The following is a 21,916-nucleotide window of genomic DNA, read 5'->3' as shown; positions in this document are numbered from 1 at the left end:
CAACCGCGCTACCCGGTGCCGTCGGTTCGGCCCTGATCGAATTCCGGTGCCAGCAGGGGCAATTCACCTGCGGCCACGGCATCGACGGCCTGCGGATCGAGTTCGAAGAGTTCCCGCAACGCCTCGGCGTAGCTGTCGCCACCCGGCGCGCTGGCCAGCTGCTTGACGCGCACCGTCGGGGCGTGGAGCAGCTTGTCGACCACCCGCCGCACGGTGCGGGCGACCTCGTCGCGCTGCGCGTCGTCCAGGCCCGGCAACCGGTTGTCCAGCCGCAGCAGTTCCGATTCGACGACGTCGGCGGCGCGCTGACGCAGTGCGGTCACCGTGGGTGTGACTTCCGACATCCGCTGGCCGGTCAGGTAGCTGGCAACCTCGGCGGCGACGATCTGCCGGGCTGCTTCGGCGTCGGTTGCCGCGGCCCTGGCCGACGGTTCGCGCTGCACCCGGTCCATGTCGATGACCGCCACACCGGGCAGACCGGCCACTGCGGGGTCGACGTCGCGGGGCATGCCCAGGTCGCAGAGCACCAGCGGAGGGGCGGTCTCATCGCGACGAACGCTGGCCAGAGCGTGGTGCACGTCGGCCAGCGAGACCACCGGACGGACCGCGCCGGTACAGCTGACCACCACATCGGCGGTGGCCAGCGCGGCAGGCAGCTCCTCGAGGCTCAGCGCCCGGGCCGTCGCACCCTGCTGACGGATGCTCTCGGCGAGGCGCGTCGCACGCGGCAACGACCGGTTCACGACGTCGATGTGGGTGACGCCCGCGCGCAGCAGGTGCGCGACCGACAGCCCGCCCATCGATCCGGCGCCGACGACGGCAGCGGAGCGCCCGGCCAACCCGTCCATGCGGGAGGCGGCGATATCCAGTGCGACGGACACCACGCTGGCGCCGGCGGTATCGATCGCGGTCTCGGAGTGCACCCGCTTGCCCACCGACAGCGCACGTTGCGACAGGTCGTGCAGGATCCGCCCGACGGTCTTGTTGGCTTCCGCGGTGGCGTAGGCACGGCGGACCTGGCCGAGCACCTGCTGCTCACCGATCACGGCGCTGTCCAGGCCGCTGGCGACCGCGAACAGATGCTCGACGGCGGCCTCGGCGTAGCGGACGTAGGCGTACTTGGTCAGATCGCCCATCGGCATGCCCGAGTGCTCGGCCAGCACCTGGCCGATCGCCGACAGGCCGCCGTGGAAGGCGTCGACCACCGCGTAGACCTCGACGCGGTTGCAGGTGGAGAGCACCATCGCCTCGGTCACCAGCGACGACTGCAGCAGTTGATCGACGATTTTGAGCTGGTCCGACTCGTCGGTGGACAACTGCTCGAGAACCGAAACCGGAGCGCTGCGATGCGAAACTCCGAACAGCAGGACGCTCACGGCACGATCACCTGGCCCGCTCCCTCGCTGTGACGGAATGCTCCGTTAGTGAAACTTAGTTCCACGGTAAACGCTGCGCAGGCAGCTGGCCAAATTCCGCCGGTGTTCACCGCGCAGACAGGTCGGCGCGAAGCCGCGCGACATCGACATCCCAGTAACTGTGCTCGCGCCCGTCGAGCAGCACGACCGGCAGCCGGTCGCCGAATTCGGCCCGTAAGGCGTTGTCCCCCGCGGCCGCAGCGGCATCGACATCGGTGGCCGACAGCTCGAAATCGAGTTCGGCGGCCAACTCGGTGAGGCGCCCGTAGACCTGCTGGCAGATGCTGCACCCGGCCCGGGTCAACAGCTCGACGTGTGCGCGGCTCACCCGACCCAGTGTCGCAGTTAGGGTTGACCCATGGGTTCCGGGGACCACGACCAGGAGCTTGCAGGTGATGCCGGCGCCGAGCCGGCCGTCGACGAGTTGGTCGCCGAGCAAGCCAGCGCGGTGGCGCGCGACGCCAGCATCGCCGCGGTTCGCGAGCCGGGGCCGGCGGCCACCGAGCCGCCCGAGCCGCCGCCTGCCGACCTCACCGCCGCTGCGTTTTTCGACGTGGACAACACGCTGGTGCAGGGCTCGTCGCTGGTGCACTTCGGTCGCGGGCTGGCCGCACGCAAGTACTTCACCTACGGCGACATGGCCAAATTCATCTACGCGCAGGCCAAGTTTCAGCTCACCGGCCGGGAGAACAGCGACGACGTGGCCGAAGGCCGGCGCAAGGCACTGGCGTTCATCGAGGGGCGTTCGACGGCCGAGCTGATCGCCGTCGGCGAGGAGATCTACGACGAGATCATCGCCGACAAGATCTGGCCCGGCACCCGGGCGTTGGCGCAGATGCATCTGGACGCCGGCCAGCAGGTGTGGCTGGTCACCGCGACCCCGTACGAGCTGGCCGACACGATCGCCCGCCGACTCGGCTTCACCGGCGCGCTGGGGACCGTCGCCGAGTCGGAGAACGGTGTCTTCACCGGCCGGCTGGTGGGCGACATCCTGCACGGCGTCGGCAAGGCGCACGCGGTGCGGCAGCTGGCCATTCGAGAAGGGCTGAACCTCCGGCGCTGCACCGCGTATTCCGACAGCTACAACGACGTGCCGATGTTGTCGCTGGTGGGCACCGCGGTCGCGATCAACCCCGATGCCGACCTGCGCGAGCTGGCCCGCGAGCGGGGCTGGGAGATCCGTGATTTCCGCACCGCACGCAAAGCGGCACGCATCGGGGTGCCGTCGGCGCTGGCGCTGGGCGCAGTCGGTGGCGCGCTCGCGGCAGCGGTGTCACGTCGGCGCTGATTCACAGCGTCCGCAATACCCGCTGATAGGCTCCCCGGGTGTCAATCGCCAGCGACATCATCGGAACCCACTACCGCTATCCGGACTACTACCTCGTCGGTCGCGAGAAGATCCGCGAGTACGCCAAGGCGATCCAGTCCGACGATCCGCTGCATTACAGCGAGGAAGCGGCCAAGGCCGCCGGTTACCCCGACGTGGTGGCGCCACTGACGTTCATCGCGATCCCGGGCCGCCAGGTGCAGCTCGACATCTTCCGTAACTTCGATGTCGGCATCAATATCGCGCGCGTCATTCATCGCGATCAGAAGATCAAATATCACCGGCGGATCGTGGCGGGCGACAAATTGTTCTTCGACTCGTGGCTGGACTCGGTTGTCGAATCGCACGGCACGGTGATCAGTGAATTGCGCAGCGAAGTCACCGATGAAGATGGCAAACCGGTGATGACGACCGTCGTGACCATGATCGGTGAAGCCGGCGGCGACGAGGAAACCAATGCTCAGGTCGCAGCCATCGCCGCGGCGGCAATGGGCAGGCAAACCAGCCCGCAGTGACCGGGCTCAGCCCAGGAACATGTTGCGACGCTTCGTCAGCAACTGATACAGCGTCTGCTGGATGGTCTCGCGCACCTGGTCGGTGAGATCGAACGTGATCATCGGATCGTCGGCGGCGGCCTCGTCATAGCTGGCCGTCTCGATGGGCTTTCCGAATGCGATGTGCCACTTCGACGGAAGCGGGATCAGCCCGGCCGGGCCGGCCAGCGGGAAGAGCGGCGTGATCGGGAAGTAGGGCAACCCGAGCACCCGCGCCAGGAGCTTGACGTCGGTGATCATCGGATAGATCTCCTCGGACCCGACGATCGAGCACGGGATGATCGGCGCCTTGGTGCGCAGCGCTGCCGAGACGAAGCCGCCGCGGCCGAAGCGCTGCAACTTGTAGCGGTCCCGGAACGGCTTGCCCAGGCCCTTGTAGCCCTCGGGGAACACGGCGGTGAGTTCGCCGCCGGCGAGCAGACGATGGGCGTCGGTGGTGCAGGCCATGGTGTGGCCGGCCTTGCGGGCGATCGGGCCGAGCATCGGCATATCGAAGACCATGTCGGCCGCCAGCAACCGCACGTCCCGGTTCGCCGGGTGATGGTCGTGGACCGCCACCGACAACATCAGACCGTCCATCGGCAACGTTCCGGCGTGATTGGCGACCACCAGGCCGGCGCCCTTTTTCGGCAGATTCTCGATGCCACTGACCTCGACCCGGAACCAATTCTGGAAAAGCGGCCGGAGCAAAGGCAATACGATCGCGTTATTGAACATCGGGTCGAACCCGAATTCGTCGACCGAATAGTCGCCGGTGAATCGTTTGGTGACATACTCCGCGACGGCCGAAATGCGTTGCGCCAGTTCATTGGGCGCATCTTCGGCGACCCCGTTTCCACCGGGCGCGCGCCGCGCGTCTATTTCTCGTACTACGGCGGCGATCTCCTCAGCCGAGGCACGGGTGCCCGGGTCGGACATCAGCGAGGGATGACGGCGCGCCGCATCAGCGCGCTGCGCAGCACGACGGGACGCCGCAACTCGACTCGTATTCGAGTGCAGCGGAATCACTTTCGCCTTTGATTCACCCGCCACTTCGATACCTTCTCCCCACCATTGGCCCCTCAGCCGCCCCACCGCTGCGCAACGGCGACCGCGCGACTCTCCACAGATCGTACCCATTTCGGATCGATGATCGGTGTCAAACCTCGGCCGCGCACGTAGTCGTCGAACGCCTCCATCGTCGTCCATTTCGGCGTGAAGCCCAACTCGGAGCGCATTCTGGTGGTGTCCATGACCCGGCCGTAATTCAGCCAATCCATCTGGTCACGGTTGAGGTCGGAGGCCCGGCCCGCCCTTCGCAACGAATACAGTGCCCAAACCGCGGAATTCGGCAACGGAATCGCAACGCGTCCGGACCGCCGAACCGCTTGCGACATCATGATCACGCCGTCGGCGCCGATGTTGAAGGTGCCCGATTTGCCGGCCATCGTGGCCCGCTCCAGCGCGCCGAGCGCGTCCTGCTCGTGCAGCAGCTGCAGCCGCGCGTCGTGGCCCAGCATCGTGGTCACCAGCGGGCCGGCCAGATACCGCGACAGCGCGGTGTCCATGCCCGGACCGATCATGTTGGCCAGCCGCAGGATCGTGACCGCGATGTCGGGCCTGCGCCTGCCGAGTCCGCGGGCATAGCCCTCGATGTCGATGCTGTCGCGGGCGAACCCTTCCGCGGGCGGACGGCGGCTACTGCTGTCCTCGGTGAACGCCACCGGATCGTGCGGGTGCGAGCCATAGACCTCGGAGGTCGACTTGAGGATCACCCGCCGCACCGAGGGCGCCTTCTGGCACGCCGCGAACAGCTGCATGGCGCCCATCACGTTGATTTCCTTCAGCGTGGCGCGTCCACCCGAGCGGGGGGCGTAGGACGCCGCGGCGGCATGCACCACAGTGTCGACTTCGCCGTTGCGAATCACCTTGGCGATGAACGGGTTTCGAATATCGGCGCGCACGAACTCGGCGCGGCCCATCCGGCGCAGCAGATCCTTGCTGGGCGCGACGGCGTCGACAGCGATGACCTTGTTGATCAGCGGGTTCTGCGCCAGACGCGCGGTGAGGTATCCGCCGAGGAACCGGCATGCCCCGGTGACCAGCACGACCTTCGGGTAATGCGGGGCTTCGTTGTCCATACCGCCGGAAGACATCAGAACAGCCTATCGGCCTGCGCGAGACCCGGCACGGCTCGACGACGATGGCCGAGCCAGGCCGGGTGCGACGACTACTTGCCGAGTTTTCTGCGCTGGACCCGGGTACGACGCAGCAGCTTGCGGTGCTTCTTCTTCGACATGCGCTTACGCCGCTTCTTGATGACTGAACCCATGAAAATCCGCTACCTAAATCCTCGCAGTGCCTGCACGAGAGCAGGCTTCTTGTGTCCCGGACACCTTACCTAAGCAGGCATGCGGAACGGAAAACGACCTGGCGCCGACGAGCTCGCGAGCGTGCGATGAACGCCTGCCTGACGATCTCGCTAGCCCGCGTCGAAGTACGACGTCTCCAGCAGATCGTGAACGGCCTTGGCGTGCACCCGGAACGACCTGCCCACCCGCACCGCGGGCAGCTCGCCGTTGTGCACCAGGCGGTAGACCGTCATCTTGCTGACGCGCATCAGCGCGGCGACCTCGGCGACGGTGAGAAATTGAGCTCGAGCGGCGGGCGGGTTGTCAGCGCCGGCATCACGCGCCGACTTTCCAGCCGAATCCCGCGCTGATGGCCCGTTCATAGACGTCATCGCAACCCAATCCGTCAGGCACGGCAGTTCCAGCGGCTTCCCCACCGCTGGCACCCAGCCGTGCATACACGAGGAGAATAGCGTGGCGGATGGGGTTACTGCGACGGGTGTGGGTCAATCCATCAGAAATTCTTTGAACTACTCTGATGTAATTCCTAGCTGCTCAGAGCGGGTTTTTGCGGCATCGATGGCAGCCGCGAGGGCCGCCCGCAGCCCACCGTTCTCGAGTTCCCGCAGGCCAGCGGCAGTGGTGCCGCCGGGTGAGGTCACCATCGCCCGCAGCCGGGCCGGCGACGTGTCCAGTCCGACGTCTTCGCCAGCAGCCCGCTGGCTGTCGAGGCGTTCCAGCAGCATCGCCGCGGATCCGGCCATGGTCTGCACGGCAAGGTCCGTTGCGACGGCCCTCCCGAGCCCGTTGGCGACCGCCGCGTCGACCAATGCTTCGACGAACAGGAAGAAGTAGGCGGGCCCCGAACCGGAGACGGCCGTGACGGCGTCCAGCTGGCTCTCAGGGACCGTCAACACGTCACCGACGCAGCGGAACACCGCCGCGACGTCAGCGAGCTGCTCAGCGGTGGCGAACCGCCCGGGCGCCATGGCGCTGACGCCCGCGCCGACCAGAGCCGGTGCGTTGGGCATCACCCGGACGACCGGTGATCCGGCGGGCAGCCGCGATTCGTAGAAACCGATCGTCACCCCCGCGGCCACGGTCACGAAGACCTGCTCGACGGAGTCGCCGTCGGCCCGCGCCGCGGCCTCGGCGATCTCGGCGACAACGGGCTCGGCATCACCGGGCTTGACCGCAACGACGACGAATGTCGCGGTCTCCACCGCCTCCAACACCGACGCCAACTGGATCGAATACTTCTCGCCCAGGTAGCGGGCACGCTCTGGCATGCGTTCGGAGACGACGATGTCCTTCACCTGCCGGCCCGCCCGAAGCAGCCCCGCAAGGATCGCCTCGCCCATACTGCCGCCGCCGATGATCGCGATTCTGGCCATGCGCAGACCCTATCGGCCGACCGATGCGGGCCGCCCGCGGCACGAGGAGGAGGCCGATGATTTCAGCCTGGGCCGGCCGACCGATGCGGGCCGCCCGCGGCACGAGGAGGAGGCCGATGATTTCGGCCTGGGTCGGCCGACCGAGGTCCCCACGATTTCGGCGCGCTTTCGTTCGCCCAGCGGCGGTTTGCGCGCCGAAGTCACTGGGCGGGCACCAGGGCGAGCTGGCGGGTCTGGACGATGATGCGGCCGGCGCTGTCGACCACGGTGTGGTCCTCGTCGAACCAGTCCTGGCCGATCTGGGTCGTCGTGCAGGCCACCCGCAGCCAACCCGGGTCGGGTATGCCCCGCAGGTACGCCGTCATCTGCACCGTCGGCGCCCAACCACGGCGGCCCACCGCGTAGCACGCCGGCACCGAGATGTCCCCGCACATCAGCGCGAACAACACGTCCACCGGCCCGTCCTTGGGGCGCACCCAGATCTTGAACACCGGCGCACCGGACCCGGTGCGCGTCTCGTCCAGATCAGGCCGGATATCGCAGCCGCGCGCCAGATTGTTGATCGCCGCCGCCGGATGGCCCGGGCCGATCGGCTCGATGTGCTCCGGCGGCTCGACGCTCATCAGCGGTGTCACCGGATTGGCCGACAGCAGGGGCTCGACGTGATGTTCGGGATCGCCCAGGGTGACGACGCTGCGCACGCACGTGCGCCCACCCTGGGTGAGGGCGACGTCGACCAAACCGATTCGGCGTCCGCGCTTCTGCACTGCTGTGACCAGGCGAACCGACCCGGGATCCGGCGCCGACAGGAAGTCCGCCGACACCGCAACCGGCTCGAAGCGCGGGTGGTCGTACGCCTCGCGAGCCGCCTTGGCGCACAACGCCAACATCACGCCGCCGTGGACCTTCGGGCCAATTGTCCAGTGCTCATTGAGGTTTGCCTCAAAGCCGTTGTCAAGCGGGTGCAATGTCATCGCATCGTCGAACCGGGGGTACATCAATGCCTTTCTCGCTCAACGCAACAGGTGAGTGCGCGCGAACTGCAGCGATTCGACCAGCAGCGCCTCGCGCTCAGCCTTGGTGCGCGCACCCGAGGTGGTGACCTCCAGGATCACATGCCCGGTGAAGTCGCTTGCGGCCAGCATCTGGCACACCTCGGCGGTCGGTTGGGTTCCCCGGCCGGGCACCAGGTGTTCGTCGGTCGAGGCGCCATTGCCGTCACAGAGGTGCAGGTGCACCAGACCCTCACCCATCCGGTCGGCCATCTCCAGGGCGTCGGTGCCCGCCGTCGCGGTGTGGGACAGGTCCAGCGTGTAGTGCGCGTGGTTGCCGTCCAGCGGGTCATACGACGGCGCGAACGCCGAAATGCCCACCCCGGGACGGCCGCCGCGCTTGCGCATCCGCTCGATCGACGGGTCGCCGGAGCCGAAGAACCTGTCGGCACGGAACGGGAACATGTTCTCCACCGCGACCAGAACGTCACTGCGGCTTTCCAACTCGGCGACCTGTTCGCTGAACCCCTCGGCGTAGCGGCGCTGCCACCGGAACGGCGGATGCACCACGACGGTCTGCGCGCCGAGCCGCTCGGCAGCCTGCACGCTGCGGGTCAGCTTCGGGATGGGATTGGCTCCCCACACCCGCTGCGAGATCAGCAGACACGGCGCGTGCACCGACAACACGGGCATGTCGTACCGCCGGGACAGCTTGGCGATGGCGCCGATGTCTTGGCTCACGGTTTCGGCCCACACCATGAGTTCGACTCCGTCGTAACCCAGTTCGGCCGCGTACTCGAATGCGGCCTCGGTCCTCAGCGGATAGACCGAGGCCGTCGACAGACCGACCTTGATGGCTGGGCGCACTGACGAATCAGGTCGATTGCAACAGCGCCAGCGGTCCGAGCGTCACCAGCGCACCGACCGCCACGGCGATCAGCGTGCTGGCGATGTCCTCGGTTTTACGGACGATTCGGACGGCGATCACCAAACCGAGGATGACCAACACCGAAAGCACCAGCGCGACGATGTTGTTCCACCGCCACAGCTGGTCGAACGCGATGAACAGCCCGGCGCCGAACGCGACGGCCAGGATCGACTGCCCGGCGACGAGCAGGCCGCGCCAGAGCGCCGTGAGCTTGCCTTCGCGTGGATAGTCCTCGTCCTGGGCGGCCTGGGCGTCGAGGTCTGCCGATGCCGCGTCGCCGTCGTGCTCGTCGACGGCCACACCGCGGCGGGCGAGATCGTCAGCGACGGTCTGACCGCTGAACAGGGCGCCGGCAGAGGACCGCAGATACGACTGCAGCTCGGCGGCTTCGTCGACCTGTTCGTCGGCGGTCAGGTCGAGGACGGGCGCCGCCTCATCGACCGGGTCGAACGCCATCTGCTCGGCGCCGGAGTCCGATTCGTCGACGGGGGTGGGTTCGGACCTACGCAGCGGGCGCGGGTCGTTGGCACGTTCCGGGCGCTGCTCACGCCGCGGTAGCGGGCTGTCCGAGCGCGGTGGCGGCCCGCCGAACGGCCGCGCGGGCGCTTCGTCCTGGTATTCCTCTTGTTCGAGCGGCTCGTCGTTCTCGACCACCTCGGTGGCGGCAGCCGAGCCGTTGGTGGCGGCCGGCGCCTGAGCGGGCGGCTCCTGCTCGACCGGCTCCTCGGCGACCTCGTCCTCATGCGCGACGGGGTCCTCACGCACGACGGGGTCCTCACGCACGACCGGCATTTCGCCGGTCCGAATGATCGGGATCTCGCCGGTCAATTCGGCGACAGTCACGGCGTCACTGTTGCCGCGACGACGACGGCGGCGCCCACCGACCGGCGGTGAGCCGATCGTTCCGTTCTTGGCGAGCAGCTCGGCCACCGAGATGGGCCGGCTGTTCTCGCTGTCATCTGGTGCTGTCATCGTGTGCCTCTCGATCGGGCAGTCGACCGATCAAAATTCTTGCTTCCAGCATCCCCCACGGCGGTCTCCACCAGGGCAGTTCCGTCAGCTTCACTGTCGAGTCGGCGCAGGATCAGACCCTCGCGCAACGCCCACGGGCAGATGTCCACGGATTCCAATGACAGTGCTCGCATGCTCGCCTCCGCCACCAGAGCACCGGCCACTATCTGTGGCGCCCGCTCGGCACTGACTCCCTCCAACTCGGCACGATCTGTCGTGGTCATCCTAGAGATGAAAGATATGAGCTGCCTCAGGCCGTTGAGGGTCAGCGTTCGTTTGACCCTGGGACCGGCACCCGACGGGGCCGCGCCGGTGAGCCGCGCCAGCGATCGGAATGTCTTCGACGTCGCGACCGCGAGGTCGGGGGGGCCGGCGTCCAGGACGAACGCACTGGCCTCGGCCAGCTCGTTGTCCAGCCAGTCGCGCAGCATCGCGACGCGGCGGCGGCCTGGCGGGTCGTCCGGGAGCCACTCGCGGGTGAGCCGGCCGGCGCCCAACGGCAGCGACATCGCCACCTCCGGAGCCTCGTCCACGCCGTTGGACAGCTCCAGCGAGCCGCCGCCGATGTCGAGGTTGATGATGCGGCCCGCGCTCCAGCCGTACCAGCGGCGCACCGCCAGGAACGTCAGCCGCGACTCGTTGGAACCGGACAGGACCTGCAGGTTCACCCCGGTTTCGGCGAGCACCCGCGCCAGTACATCCTCGGAATTCTTGGCGTCGCGCACCGCCGAGGTGGCGAAGGCCATCAGGTCCGCGCAGCCCGAGCTGGCCGCGATCTTCGCGAACTCGTCGATGGTGTCGATCAGCTTGTCGGCACCGCGGCGGGTGAGCTTGCCCGAGTCGTCGATCGCCTCGGCGAGCCGCAGCGCGGCTTTGGTCGAGCTCATCGGAGTTGGATGCCCGCCGCGGTGGGCATCGACCACCAGCAGATGAACTGTGTTGCTGCCCACGTCGAGCACGCCTAATCGCACGTGAACAAAACTAGCCTGCGTTCCCTGCGCGGCACCTGCGACATGGGGCAAATGCCACCGCGAAGGTCGCGCGCACTTGGACTACGGTTGGGCGCTGTGACGGATGCGCACCCTGGCGAAGTTGACCTGGACTTCCCCCGCGAGTGGGTGGAGTTCTACGACCCGGACAACCCGGAACATCTGATCGCCGCGGATTTGACTTGGCTGCTGTCGAATTGGACGTGCGTGTTCGGCACGCCGGCCTGCAAGGGCACCGTCGAGGGCCGACCGGACGACGGTTGCTGTTCGCACGGGGCGTTCCTGTCCGACGACGACGACCGCGCCAACCTCGACGACGCCGTCAAGCACCTGACCGACGAGGATTGGCAGTTCCGGGACAAAGGGCTGGGCCGCAAGGGCTACCTCGAGATGGACGAGTTCGACGACAAACCGAGCCTTCGCACCCGCAAATACAAGGGCGCCTGCATCTTCCTCAACCGGCCGGGCTTCCCGACCGGCATCGGCTGCGCGCTGCACACCAAGGCCCTCAAGCTCGGGGTCGAGCCGCTGACCATGAAGCCCGAGGTGTGCTGGCAGCTCCCCATCCGGCGCATCCAGGAGTGGATCACCCGGCCGGACGGCTCGGAGATCCTGAAATCCACGATCACCGAATACGACCGGCGCGGCTGGGGCGAAGGCGGTGCCGACCTGCACTGGTACTGCACCGGCGACCCGGCCGCCCACGTCGGCGCCAAGCAGGTGTGGCAGTCCTACGCCCCGGAGCTGACCGAGTTGCTCGGTGAGAAGGCGTATTCGGAGTTGGCGGCGATGTGCCGGCGGCGTGGCGGCTTCCCGTTGATCGCCATCCACCCGGCCACCCGGGCTGCGCAGTAGCGCGAATATAACGCCCTGGCGGCCCCGCTGCCCCGCGCACTAGCAGCGATCTTTGCTAGTTCTGCATCACTCTGTACGAAACTCGTGATCTTCGTCATCTCCCGTTAAGGTTGCGGTGTTCCCTAAGTGGGGTTACGGTGCTGTAAATAGCAGTTGGACGACTATGGGAGCTGATCTTCGCTGTGTTGGCTGAACAGTCTGATAACCAGATTTCAGTCGGCAACAGCTGTCCGAAGAATCTTCGCCAAAACTCGACCTCAGCGTTATTTGACGAGAACAGCATCCCGCCTCTCTGGCAGCGGGCGCAGGCGTCGCGGCGCGAGACCCGGCGCTTCCGCCACTCCAAACGGTTGATCCTCAGCGATGCCGCCGTCATTTGCCTGGCGTCGGCCATCGCGACGGTGACACTGTTCGCCGGCCATCCCGCTGCCCTGCTGACCTACGCCGTGGGCTCAGCGACCCTGGCCGCCCTGTGGATGGCCGCGCTCGGCCTCGCCGGATACCGCGCCCGCCGGGTGGTGGGCCGCGATGTCGGTGAGTACCTGAGCGTCATCCTCGCCACACTCCAGCTTTTCGGACTGATCGCGATCGGTGCGCTGCTCCTGCACGTCGACGTGTCACGCACGTATCTCGCCATCGTCTTCTCGGCCGGCCTACTCGGCCTCCTGGCGAGCCGGATGTGTTGGCGCCGGGTGGCGGCCGCCGAACTCCGCCGTGCGGAGCACCAGATCTCCGTGCTCGTCGTGGGCAGCGCGAGGACCGCCGCCGACGTCGCCACCAACTTCGTGCGCGATCCCGGCGCCGGCTACCGCGTCGTGGGCATCTGCACGCCCGCCGGACCAACCGCACAGGACGACGGAATCGACGTCGACGGACGCCACATCCCGATCGTGGGCATCGACCAGGCGATCGCCGACGCCGTCCGCCGCACCAGTGCCCACACCGTCGCACTGGCCGCCACCGATCATCTGCATCCCACCGAGATCCGCCGGCTGATCTGGGAACTCGATTCACTCGGCGTGGACCTCATGATCGCCCCCGGACTGGTCGACGTCGCCGAAGATCGGCTGCACAGCCGACCCGTCGCAGGCATGGCGATGTTCGAGGTGACCAAACCCCAGTACGACGGCGCCAACTCGGCCGCCAAGCGGGTGTTCGATGTCGTGTTCACCCTCGTCGCGATGACGGTCATGGCGCCGGTGTTCTTCCTCGCCGCGCTCGCGGTGCGGCTCTCCGGCCCCGGACCGGTGTTCTACGCCTCCGAACGAATCGGGTTCAAGGGCACCACGTTCAAGATGCTGAAGTTCCGTAGCATGGTCGACGGTGCCGACACAGAAGCGCCGGCGATGATTGCCGCCGCCGGCAGCGATCCGGTGTTCTGGAAAGACAAGAACGATCCGCGGATCACGCAGGTGGGCAAGATCATTCGCAAGTACAGCATCGACGAACTACCGCAGTTCATCAATGTGCTGCGCGGGGACATGAGCGTGGTGGGGCCGCGCCCGCAGGTGCGCCGTGAGGTCGACTCGTACGACGATCTGGTCCGCAGGCGGCTGACGGTGAAGCCCGGGCTGACCGGCCTCTGGCAGGTCAGCGGACGGTCCGACCTTCCCCTTGAGGACGCCGTCCGCCTCGATCTCAGCTACATCGAAAACTGGTCGCCCATCCGCGATCTGGTGATCATCGCCAAGACCATCAAGACGGTCCTGAGCGGCGAAGGCGCCTACTAGACCCAGCCGCGGTGGCGGCCGCGCGGTTAGCCCTCCAGCTTGTAGCCCAGACCGCGCACGGTGACCAGATGCACCGGGTTCGCGGGATCGGCTTCGATCTTCGAGCGCAGACGCTTGACGTGGACGTCGAGGGTCTTGGTATCCCCCACGTAGTCCGCACCCCAGACCCGGTCGATGAGCTGACCGCGGGTCAGCACCCGTCCGCTGTTGCGCATCAAGTACTCGAGCAGGTCGAATTCCTTGAGCGGCAGGGTAATCGGTTCACCGGCGACGGTCACGACGTGCCGCTCGACATCCATCCGGACCGGGCCGGCCTCCAGGATCGCGTCGCCGATTCCGGAGTCCTCGGTATCGCTGCCGCGGCGCAGCACCGCCCGGATGCGGGCGATCAGTTCGCGGGCTGAGTACGGCTTCGTGACGTAGTCGTCGGCGCCGAGTTCCAGGCCGACGACCTTGTCGATCTCGCTGTCGCGGGCGGTCACCATGATCACCGGCACGCTGGAGCGGGCCCGCAGCTGCTTACACACGTCGGTGCCGGTCATGCCCGGCAGCATCAGATCGAGCAGCACGATGTCGGCCCCCGACCGGTCGAATTCCGCCAGCGCCGACGGGCCGTCGCCGACCACGGTGGCCTCGAACCCCTCCTTGCGCAGCAGGAAAGCCAGTGGGTCGGCCAGCGATTCTTCGTCTTCCACGATCAACACGTTGGTCATTGGCGTAGTGCCTCCTCGTCAATGGCCGAAAGGTCGGCCGTTTCGTCGTCATCGGTATCTGGATAGGCGGGAATGGACAGGGTGAACGTCGAGCCGGTGCCCGGCTGGCTCCACAGCCGGATGCTGCCGTTGTGATTGGCCGCCACGTGTTTGACGATTGCCAGCCCCAGGCCGGTACCGCCGGTGGCCCGTGAGCGGGCCTTGTCGACCCGGAAGAACCGTTCGAACACCCGCTCCTGATCTGCGCGGGCGATCCCGATACCCCGGTCGGTGACGGCGATCTCGATGTTGTCGCCGCGACGACGGCGACTGATCGACACCTTCGATCCGTCCGGTGAGTAGGCGATCGCGTTGGAGATCAGGTTGGCCAGCGCGGTGACCAACAACGACTGGTCGCCCAACACCCGGAACCCACTCGGCGCGTCGGTGGTCACCGCGATGTCGGCATTGTCGGCGGCCACCTTGTGCCGCGAAATAGCTTCGCTGACAACCGAATCCACGTCGACACTGTCGAGGTCGGGAAGCGGCTCGGCGCCTTGCAGGCGGGACAGTTCGATCAGCTCGCGGACCATGTTCGCCAGCCGCTGAGATTCGGTGAGGATCTTCTTGCCGAAGTGTCGCACCGTCTCGGCATCGTCGCCCGACTCCAGCAGCGCCTCGGCCAGCACGCCCATCGCGGCCACCGGGGTCTTGAGTTCGTGGCTGACGTTGGCCACGAAGTCACGCCGGCTGGCTTCCATGCGGGCCTGCTCGGACTGGTCGTCGACGTAGACCACGACGAAGCGGGGATCCTGCTTGCTCAGCAGGCGCACGTGCCCGCGAACAGACAGCCCCGACCTACCCGCCGCCGCGCGCTGCGGCTGAGACAGGTCGACCTCGACGCCCTCACCGGTGGCCAAGACACTTTGGGCGGCCGTCCAGGCCCGCTCGTCGAGCTGGCGGTCCCGCACGATGCCGAGTTCGGTGGCGCGGTCATTGATGAACACCACGTCGCGATGCGAGTCGACGACCACCATCCCGATCGGCGCCAGCGACACGACATGCTGCAACATCTGCGACACGGTGATGCCGGCTTCGGTGATCGCGCGGCGCTGCCTGCGCTCCATGATCCGTGGGGTGAGTGCGGCCCCGATTCCGAGTCCGCAAGCAAGCGCTACCAGCGCCGCGACGGTGGCCAGCACTACCACCGAGCCAACACTCACAGGAAAAGGGTACGCATCCGGTGAACGTCATCCCAGCAGCGTGCAGCCAAATCGGTACACGTCACACTCCCAGCGCGCATGTATTCCGCCCCCGTTTACCCCGTGTTTGCCAAATCCGGGGTGACCACCGGAGTTACTTGGCGCCCTGGCTGGCAACCGCGGCCGCGCCGGCGGCGGCGGCCTCGGGATCCAGGTAGGTGCCGCCCGGCACCCGCGGCTTCAGATCGGCGTCCAGGTCGTAGCGCAGCGGAATGCCGGTCGGGATGTTCAGGCCCACGACGTCGGCGTCGGACATGTTGTCCAGATATTTGACCAGGGCCCGCAACGAGTTGCCGTGCGCGACCATCAGCACCGTCTTACCTGCTTGCAGATCCGGAACGATCGTCTCGGTGAAGTACGGAACGAAGCGGGCCACGACGTCGGCCAGGCATTCGGTCAGCGGGCCGCCGTCGATGTCGGCGTAACGCGGGTCGGCGTCCTGGCTGTACTTGCTGCCCCTCTCGATGGGCGGCGGCGGCGTGTCGTAGCTGCGTCGCCACAGCATGAACTGGTCCTCGCCGTACTTTTCCTTGGTCTCGGCCTTGTCGAGGCCCTGCAGCGCGCCGTAGTGCCGCTCGTTGAGCCGCCAGTTGCGGGTCACCGGGATCCACAGCCGGTCGGCGGCGTCCAACGCCAAGTGGGCGGTGGTGATCGCGCGGCGCAGCAGCGAGGTGTACAGCACGTCGGGCAGCAGTCCCTGCTCGGCCATCAGCTTGCCGCCGCGTACCGCCTCAGCGCGACCCTTGTCGGTGAGATCGACGTCCACCCAGCCGGTGAACAGGTTCAGCGCGTTCCATTCGCTTTCGCCGTGCCGCAGCAGAATCAGTGTGGAGTCAGCCATGCCGAAATACTCTCACGACCCCGATCAGTGGTCGCGGCCGTTCCCGTTCCTGTCGTCGTCGATCAGGTGCTCGAAGGCCTTCAGGTTCTTCAGCGATTCGCCGCGCGACACCCGCCACGCCCACTCCTTCTGGATGGACGACTTGAAGCCCAGTTCCAGCAGGGTGTTGAAGTCGGTGTCGACGGCTTCGAGCACCTGGCCGAGCACCCGGTCCAGTTCGTCGGCGGTCACCGACTCCAGCCCCATCCGCCCGATCAGATAGATATCGCCGGTGTTGTCCAGTGTGTAGGCCACTCCGTAGAGCCGGCGGTTGCGCTTGAGCAGGAACCGGTAGACGCCCTGGTGGTTCTCGTCGGGCTGCCGGCAGACGAATGCCTCGACGCGCACCGAATGCTCACCGACGCTCAGCAGGGTGTTGGTCGTGAGCTTGCGCTCCCCCGGCAGCTCGACGATCAGTCCCGGCAACCCGCCGTGGGCGCCTTCGTGGCGGGTGTAGACCAGCCCGTGCTCGTCCAGTGCCTTCTCGATGAGCTGGTGGACGTCTGCTGCGCCGATGCGCGATCCGCCTTCGGCTTCTCGCTCGCCATTCACAACCGCACACCCCGCCGCATCGACCAGCGCCGCCCGTTGCGCTTGGCCAGTGCGTCACCGGCCGCGCGACGGCGCCGGGCGCTGGCGTAGTCGTCGATCGCGTGGCCGTAGCTGGTCAGCAACCCATCGACGGTGTGCGCCCAGGAGAACCCCTGCGCATGCGCGACGGCCGCTCGGCTTAGCTCATCGGGGTCGCGGGCCAGCAGCTCGGCGATCGCGTCGGCCCACTGGCCGGGCTCGTGGCCGGCGACCAGCGCACCGCTGACTCCGTCGGCCACCGCCACCGGCAGACCGCCGACCGCGGCGGCGACCACCGGCGTCCCGCAGGCCTGCGCCTCCACCGCGACCAGACCGAACGACTCCGAATAGCTGGGCACGGCGACCAGATCGGCGGCGCGGTAGACGTTGACCAACTGCTCGCGCGACTGGGGCGGGAGGAATGTCACCCGATCTGCCATACCCAGTTCGCGGGCAAGACCCACCAGCGCATCCGGTGCCGCCAGCCCGCTGCCCGAGGGACCGCCGGCCACCAGCACCCGCACGCCGGGCAGCCGGGCAGCGGCACGCAGCAGCACATCGGGCGCCTTGAGCGGCTGGATACGCCCGACGAAGGCGACCACGCGCTCGCCGTCAGGCAGGCCGAGCGCCGCCCGCGCGGTGCGCCGGTCGCCAGGGGTGAACGTTTCCAGGTCGACACCCGGGTACACCACATCGATCCGCCGCGGGTCGGCGTTGTGCAGCGAAATAAGCTGTCGCGCTTCATCTTCGGTGTTGACGACCAGCCGGTCGGCCTCGTCGACCACCTGCTGTTCGCCCACCGCGCGCAGCGGTGGCTCCGGCGAGTCGCCATCGGCAAGTGCGGCGTTCTTCACCGCGGCCAGCGTGTGGGCGGTGTGCACCAGCGGAACCGCCCACCGGTCACGGGCCAGCCAGCCGACCTGGCCGGAGAGCCAATAATGCGAATGCACGATGTCGTAGTAGCCGGGCTCGTGGTTGGCCTCGGCGCGCAGCACTCCGGCGGTGAACGCGCAGAGCTGGGTGGGCAGGTCGTACTTGTCGAGTCCCTCGAAGGGCCCCGCCACGACGTTGCGCACCAGAACCCCGGGCGCCACCCGGACCAGCGGCTGATCCGACGACGACGTCGCCCGGGTGAAGATCTCCACCTCCACCCCGCGCCGGGCCATGTGCAGCGCGGTCTGGAGTACGTAGACGTTCATTCCGCCGGCGTCACCGGTCCCGGGCTGAGCCAGCGGGGAGGTGTGCACCGACAACACCGCGACGCGCCGCGGCATCGGATCGGTCGAGCTGTCGCTCAGTTCCCGGGCGTGCCGCACGCCTCCATCTTTACACCGCGGCTTCGCGACGGTTCTGCGCCCGTCTCAGCGCGCCGATCGGGTCGGCGTACAAGCCGCCCAGTGAGACGATCCCGGCGCCGGCTTCCTGCACCCGGTTGCCGAACGCGGTCACCCGGATATCGCGGTCCGGCAGCACCGACCGTTCGGCGAACGCAGCCTCGACGAGTTGCATGCCTTCGGGGTATTCGGTGAAGGCCTGGCCGCCGACCACCAGGTCGTCGGGGTTGAGCATGTCGCGCAGCAGCGCCACCGCGCCGCCCAGAACGCGGGCCCGCTCGGCCAGCAGTTCTCGGGCGCCGACCGCCGTCGGCGTATCGCCCTGGCGGGCGGTGCGCAGCAGCGTGGTCATCGACGCGCCCGGCCCGGAACCGGGCACGATGCCGCGCTTGCGGGCTGCGGCAAGCACCGCCTCGTCGCTGACAGTCGACTCCAATTGCCCACTGCCGCCAAGCAATTCGGAGGTCACCGGGAGCGCGGCAATGGTGCCCGGGCCGCTGATCGGGCTGTGCACCCGGCCGCCGATCACCAAAGCGAACCCGACGGTCTCACGCGCGTAGACGTACAGGCTGCTCGACGCCTGAGCCGGCGGACGACGCAGACCGAGCAGCAGTTCGGCGCCGGCCATCGCGTCCACGTGGGATGCCACCGAGACCGGCAGGCCCAACGCCTCGGCGAGCACCGGGCCGACGGGAGCCTGCGTCCAGCCCAACCGGCTGTGGTCGACATGTCCGGTGCCGCTGTCGACCACGCCACCGATCGCCACGCCGATCCACAACGGACGGCGGCGATGCCAGCGGCTCAGGTAACGACGGGCGCTGCCGGCCAACGACGCCAGTGCGGCAGCCTGACCGCCGCGCGGCGTCGGGGTCTCGACCGCGTCCAGGGTGCGGCCGAGCAAGTCGGTCGCGACGATGTTGGTGGTGCGCGCGCCGATGTGGATGCCGAGGGTCAGGAACGGCTCATGATGGACCTCGACCGGAACGCGGGGGCGGCCGATCGCGCCCGACACGGCCAGATCGGCTCGCTCACGCAGAATCCCGGCATCCAGCAGGGCGGTGACCTGGCGGTTCACCGTGGCGATCGACAGGTTGGTGACCTGGGCGATCACATCGCGGCCGATGGCGCCACGTTGGCGAACCGCCGCGAAAACCGATGCGGCAGCCGCGTCGGGGATCCGCAGCGACGGGGCCACGATGTGGTGGCGGGTGCGCAGGGGATGCGGGCGGGCTCCTACGCGGGCCGCGTCATGGGCGGCGATGCGGGCCGCGTCATGGGCGGAAGTACGGAGCGAATCGTGGGAAGAAAGGGCGACGGTACGCATTTGGGGTGTCCTTCTCGAGTCTTCAGGTGGGGGGCATATGCCACACCTGGCGACGTGAGCGGGACGAAAGAAGAAAGTCCGGTCGGGTCAGGCGCAGCGAGTCGCGTGACAACAACACGCGGTGTGCGCGACCAGACAACTGGTCAGACCGATTCGGATCACGTTGGGAATTTAGCACAGTTACTAGAGTTGGTTCGATGATCACTCCAGACGCCCATTCCCGTGTAGCGGTAGTGACCGGGGCGAGCTCCGGCATCGGCGAGGCGACCTCGAAAAGTCTTGCCGCCCTTGGATTTCACGTGGTCGCGGTAGCGCGCAGGGCCGACCGCATCCAGCGGCTGGCCGACGAGATCGGCGGCACCGCCATTGTGGCCGACGTCACAGATGATGCCGCCGTCGCCGCGTTGGCGGACAGCGTGCCGCGGGTCGACGTCCTGGTCAACAATGCCGGCGGCGCCAAAGGACTGGAACCGATCGCCGAGGCGAACTTGGACAACTGGCGCTGGATGTGGGAGACCAACGTCCTCGGGACGCTGCGGGTGACGCGGGCATTGCTGCCCAAGCTCGTCGAGTCCGGTGACGGATTGATCGTCACCGTCACCTCGATCGCCGCGCTCGAGGTCTATGACAACGGGGGCGGATACACCGCCGCCAAGCATGCCCAGGGCGCTCTGCACCGGACGCTGCGCGGCGAACTCCTCGGAAAACCAGTGCGGCTCACCGAAATTGCGCCCGGCGCGGTGGAGACGGAGTTCTCGCTGGTGCGCTTCGGCGGCGACGAACAGCGCGCCGACGCGGTCTACTCGGGAATCACCCCGCTGGTCGCCGCCGACGTTGCCGAGGTGATCGGCTTCGTCGCGTCACGTCCGTCGCACGTCAACCTGGACCAGATCGTGCTGCGGCCCCGCGATCAGGCCAGCGCGAGCCGGTTCAACCGCCGCTCGTAGCCGTACCGGTCGTCGTCGGGGTCGAGGACGAGGTGGAGCTCGAGGATGAACTCGCCGGTGCCGGCGTCGTCGTCGTGGGCGTGCCGGACAGGGTCGGCGCGTCGGTCGGGGTGGCCGGTGCGGTGCTCGGGATGCTGGTCTCGGGCTGTGTATCGGACAGCGCCGACATCGACTTCCACTCGTTCCAGTCCACCGCCCAGTCCCAGATGTCGCCGTCGGCGTAGGACAGCTGGATCGACGTGCCGGTCACCTCGACCGGGTCGCCGTACACGGCGGTGCCGAAGTACTGCTCGGCGTCGCCGGTGGACAGGTTGATGCAGCCGTTGGTGACGTTGGTATTGCCCTGCGCGCCGGAGCTCGCCGGGTTGGCGTGGATGAACTCGCCATTGTTGGAGATCCGAACCGCCCAGCGCTCATGGACATTCGAATATCCGGCAGCCTGGTTGGTCATGTAGAAGTCGGCGTACTTCTCGCTGACGACGTGGATGCCGCTGCGGGTCACGTTGCGGGGCTTGTCGGCTTCGCCGTAGCTGCACGGGAAGTCCATGATCACGCCCTCGTCGGTGATCACCTGGATGCGGTGCGACGTCGCATCGGCCTTGACCACCTGGCGGCGGCCGATCTCGAAGTCCAGCGTCGAGTCCGTCGCGCCGAAGGAGTCGTCGCCGAACTTCACCCCGTAGAGGCGCGCGTCGACGTGGACCTTGGTTCCCGGTTGGTAGTACTCCTTGGTGCGCCAGTGCACCCGCGAGCCGCCCACCTCGTCGGGCAGCCAGGCCCAGCTGCCCTCGTTGGGCGGCGTGGTGGTGACCGTCAGCGCCTTTTCGACATCCGGTTTGTGCTCGTCGTCGATCGCCGCGTCGAACTGCAGGATGATCGGCGCGGCCACGCCGACGGTCTGCCCGTCGGACAGCTGGAACTGGCCGTTGACCTGTTTGGTGGGATTGATCGTGGTGAACGCCGCGGCGATCGGCACAGCCTGCCCGTCACGTCCGACCGCCGAACCGGCCCAGGTGTAGGACGCGCCGTAGCCCAGCGGTTCGGTGACGGTGAACGTGGTGCGATCGCGGTTGAGCGTGCCGCCCACGGGCTTGCCGTCCACATTGGTCAGCGCGACGTGCTGCAGCCAGCCGTCTTTGACCTCGAGGCTCACCGGGGTCGTTGGCAGCACATCCTTGGCATCGTTGGCCGGGGTGAAGGTCAGCGACGCCTTCGGCGGGGGTCCCTGCTTGGCGGCCTGTTTGCCAGGCCCGCTGACGCATGCCGCCAGCGCACTGGGCGCGGCAACGCCGATCGCCAGCGCTGCCAAAGCGCGTCGCCGGTTGATCGGCGGTCGGTCGGCTGGGCTCACGTCAATCCAAGATACGGAACCCAGCCGCCCG

23 protein-coding genes are annotated in these 21,916 nt (G+C 67.6%); 5 read left to right on the top strand and 18 right to left on the bottom strand.

Annotation, left to right across the window (positions count from 1 at the left end):
- Positions 1-8 precede the first annotated feature (8 nt).
- Both D3H54_RS03815 and D3H54_RS03810 read right to left on the bottom strand, forming a co-directional pair.
- Positions 9-1,376, bottom strand: a complete 1,368-nt coding sequence (locus D3H54_RS03815) for a glutamyl-tRNA reductase (protein WP_149377933.1) — start codon at positions 1,374-1,376, stop codon at positions 9-11.
- Between the two features lie 106 nt (positions 1,377-1,482).
- Complete coding sequence (locus D3H54_RS03810; protein WP_149377932.1) at positions 1,483-1,743, bottom strand: glutaredoxin family protein; 261 nt, start codon at positions 1,741-1,743, stop codon at positions 1,483-1,485.
- A 30-nt stretch (positions 1,744-1,773) separates the two neighbouring features.
- Here D3H54_RS03810 and D3H54_RS03805 point away from each other — a divergent pair, with 30 nt between their 5' ends.
- Together D3H54_RS03805 and D3H54_RS03800 are read left to right on the top strand one after the other, a co-directional pair.
- Entirely contained in the window at positions 1,774-2,703 is a 930-nt protein-coding gene (locus D3H54_RS03805) for an HAD family hydrolase (RefSeq protein ID WP_149377931.1), read from the top strand.
- 38 nt (positions 2,704-2,741) lie between these two features.
- The gene (locus D3H54_RS03800; RefSeq protein ID WP_149377930.1) at positions 2,742-3,257 is read left to right on the top strand and encodes an FAS1-like dehydratase domain-containing protein; all 516 of its coding nucleotides are present in this window, start codon (positions 2,742-2,744) and stop codon (positions 3,255-3,257) included.
- 6 nt (positions 3,258-3,263) lie between these two features.
- Here D3H54_RS03800 and D3H54_RS03795 read toward each other — a convergent pair whose 3' ends face one another.
- The 9 genes from D3H54_RS03795 to D3H54_RS03755 all read right to left on the bottom strand — a co-directional run bounded on the left by D3H54_RS03795 (position 3,264) and on the right by D3H54_RS03755 (position 10,922).
- Positions 3,264-4,328, bottom strand: coding sequence for a lysophospholipid acyltransferase family protein (locus D3H54_RS03795; protein ID WP_149377929.1), 1,065 nt, complete (start codon positions 4,326-4,328; stop codon positions 3,264-3,266).
- A 29-nt stretch (positions 4,329-4,357) separates the two neighbouring features.
- Entirely contained in the window at positions 4,358-5,431 is a 1,074-nt protein-coding gene (locus D3H54_RS03790; protein ID WP_149377928.1) for an SDR family oxidoreductase, read from the bottom strand.
- A gap of 74 nt (positions 5,432-5,505) precedes the next feature.
- Positions 5,506-5,607 carry a 30S ribosomal protein bS22 gene (locus D3H54_RS03785; protein WP_003402602.1) on the bottom strand — a complete coding sequence of 34 codons (102 nt, stop codon included), beginning with the start codon at positions 5,605-5,607 and terminating at the stop codon, positions 5,506-5,508.
- A gap of 150 nt (positions 5,608-5,757) precedes the next feature.
- Positions 5,758-6,018, bottom strand: a complete 261-nt coding sequence (locus tag D3H54_RS03780) for a helix-turn-helix domain-containing protein (RefSeq protein WP_036343205.1) — start codon at positions 6,016-6,018, stop codon at positions 5,758-5,760.
- 138 nt (positions 6,019-6,156) lie between these two features.
- Positions 6,157-7,020, bottom strand: a complete 864-nt coding sequence (gene proC, locus D3H54_RS03775) for a pyrroline-5-carboxylate reductase (RefSeq protein ID WP_149377927.1) — start codon at positions 7,018-7,020, stop codon at positions 6,157-6,159.
- A gap of 200 nt (positions 7,021-7,220) precedes the next feature.
- On the bottom strand, positions 7,221-8,018 hold the full coding sequence (locus tag D3H54_RS03770) for a thioesterase family protein (protein ID WP_149377926.1): 798 nt from the start codon (positions 8,016-8,018) through the stop codon (positions 7,221-7,223).
- A gap of 15 nt (positions 8,019-8,033) precedes the next feature.
- The gene (locus tag D3H54_RS03765; RefSeq protein ID WP_149377925.1) at positions 8,034-8,879 is read right to left on the bottom strand and encodes a sugar phosphate isomerase/epimerase family protein; all 846 of its coding nucleotides are present in this window, start codon (positions 8,877-8,879) and stop codon (positions 8,034-8,036) included.
- Between the two features lie 7 nt (positions 8,880-8,886).
- Complete coding sequence (locus D3H54_RS03760; RefSeq protein WP_149377924.1) at positions 8,887-9,912, bottom strand: Rv0497 family membrane protein; 1,026 nt, start codon at positions 9,910-9,912, stop codon at positions 8,887-8,889.
- The gene (locus tag D3H54_RS03755; RefSeq protein WP_210419645.1) at positions 9,909-10,922 is read right to left on the bottom strand and encodes a Ppx/GppA family phosphatase; all 1,014 of its coding nucleotides are present in this window, start codon (positions 10,920-10,922) and stop codon (positions 9,909-9,911) included. Before D3H54_RS03755 ends, D3H54_RS03760 begins: the two co-directional genes overlap by 4 nt.
- 51 nt (positions 10,923-10,973) lie before the next feature.
- Here D3H54_RS03755 and D3H54_RS03750 point away from each other — a divergent pair, with 51 nt between their 5' ends.
- Both D3H54_RS03750 and D3H54_RS03745 read left to right on the top strand, forming a co-directional pair.
- Positions 10,974-11,795 carry a DUF3109 family protein gene (locus D3H54_RS03750; RefSeq protein ID WP_210419644.1) on the top strand — a complete coding sequence of 274 codons (822 nt, stop codon included), beginning with the start codon at positions 10,974-10,976 and terminating at the stop codon, positions 11,793-11,795.
- 350 nt (positions 11,796-12,145) lie between these two features.
- Positions 12,146-13,525, top strand: a complete 1,380-nt coding sequence (locus D3H54_RS03745; protein ID WP_286199099.1) for a sugar transferase — start codon at positions 12,146-12,148, stop codon at positions 13,523-13,525.
- A 26-nt stretch (positions 13,526-13,551) separates the two neighbouring features.
- Here the strand turns inward: D3H54_RS03745 and D3H54_RS03740 are convergent, their stop codons facing one another.
- From D3H54_RS03740 to D3H54_RS03715, 6 genes are all read right to left on the bottom strand, one after another.
- Entirely contained in the window at positions 13,552-14,238 is a 687-nt protein-coding gene (locus tag D3H54_RS03740; protein ID WP_149377921.1) for a winged helix-turn-helix domain-containing protein, read from the bottom strand.
- The gene (locus D3H54_RS03735; RefSeq protein WP_149377920.1) at positions 14,235-15,440 is read right to left on the bottom strand and encodes a sensor histidine kinase; all 1,206 of its coding nucleotides are present in this window, start codon (positions 15,438-15,440) and stop codon (positions 14,235-14,237) included. The genes D3H54_RS03740 and D3H54_RS03735 overlap by 4 nt, the downstream gene beginning before the upstream one ends.
- Before the next feature lie 133 nt (positions 15,441-15,573).
- Positions 15,574-16,320 carry a phosphoglyceromutase gene (locus tag D3H54_RS03730; protein ID WP_149377919.1) on the bottom strand — a complete coding sequence of 249 codons (747 nt, stop codon included), beginning with the start codon at positions 16,318-16,320 and terminating at the stop codon, positions 15,574-15,576.
- Between the two features lie 24 nt (positions 16,321-16,344).
- Complete coding sequence (locus tag D3H54_RS03725) at positions 16,345-16,875, bottom strand: type III secretion system chaperone family protein (RefSeq protein WP_149383327.1); 531 nt, start codon at positions 16,873-16,875, stop codon at positions 16,345-16,347.
- 32 nt (positions 16,876-16,907) lie between these two features.
- Positions 16,908-18,203, bottom strand: coding sequence for a D-inositol-3-phosphate glycosyltransferase (gene mshA / locus D3H54_RS03720; protein ID WP_149383326.1), 1,296 nt, complete (start codon positions 18,201-18,203; stop codon positions 16,908-16,910).
- A gap of 52 nt (positions 18,204-18,255) precedes the next feature.
- On the bottom strand, positions 18,256-19,587 hold the full coding sequence (locus tag D3H54_RS03715) for an ROK family protein (protein WP_149377918.1): 1,332 nt from the start codon (positions 19,585-19,587) through the stop codon (positions 18,256-18,258).
- 197 nt (positions 19,588-19,784) lie between these two features.
- Between D3H54_RS03715 and D3H54_RS03710 the strand changes: the two genes are divergently transcribed.
- On the top strand, positions 19,785-20,534 hold the full coding sequence (locus D3H54_RS03710) for an SDR family NAD(P)-dependent oxidoreductase (RefSeq protein ID WP_149377917.1): 750 nt from the start codon (positions 19,785-19,787) through the stop codon (positions 20,532-20,534).
- On the opposite strand, the gene D3H54_RS03705 is transcribed toward D3H54_RS03710, so the two are convergent.
- Positions 20,518-21,885, bottom strand: coding sequence for a L,D-transpeptidase (locus D3H54_RS03705; RefSeq protein WP_149377916.1), 1,368 nt, complete (start codon positions 21,883-21,885; stop codon positions 20,518-20,520). The genes D3H54_RS03710 and D3H54_RS03705 overlap by 17 nt on opposite strands.
- Positions 21,886-21,916: the final 31 nt, after the last annotated feature.

Origin of the sequence: Mycobacterium sp. ELW1 (genome assembly GCF_008329905.1) — a bacterium.
GTDB lineage: Bacteria > Actinomycetota > Actinomycetes > Mycobacteriales > Mycobacteriaceae > Mycobacterium.
The sequence above is the reverse complement of the archived record's forward strand: the minus strand, read 5'-3'. Positions and strand labels throughout refer to the sequence as shown.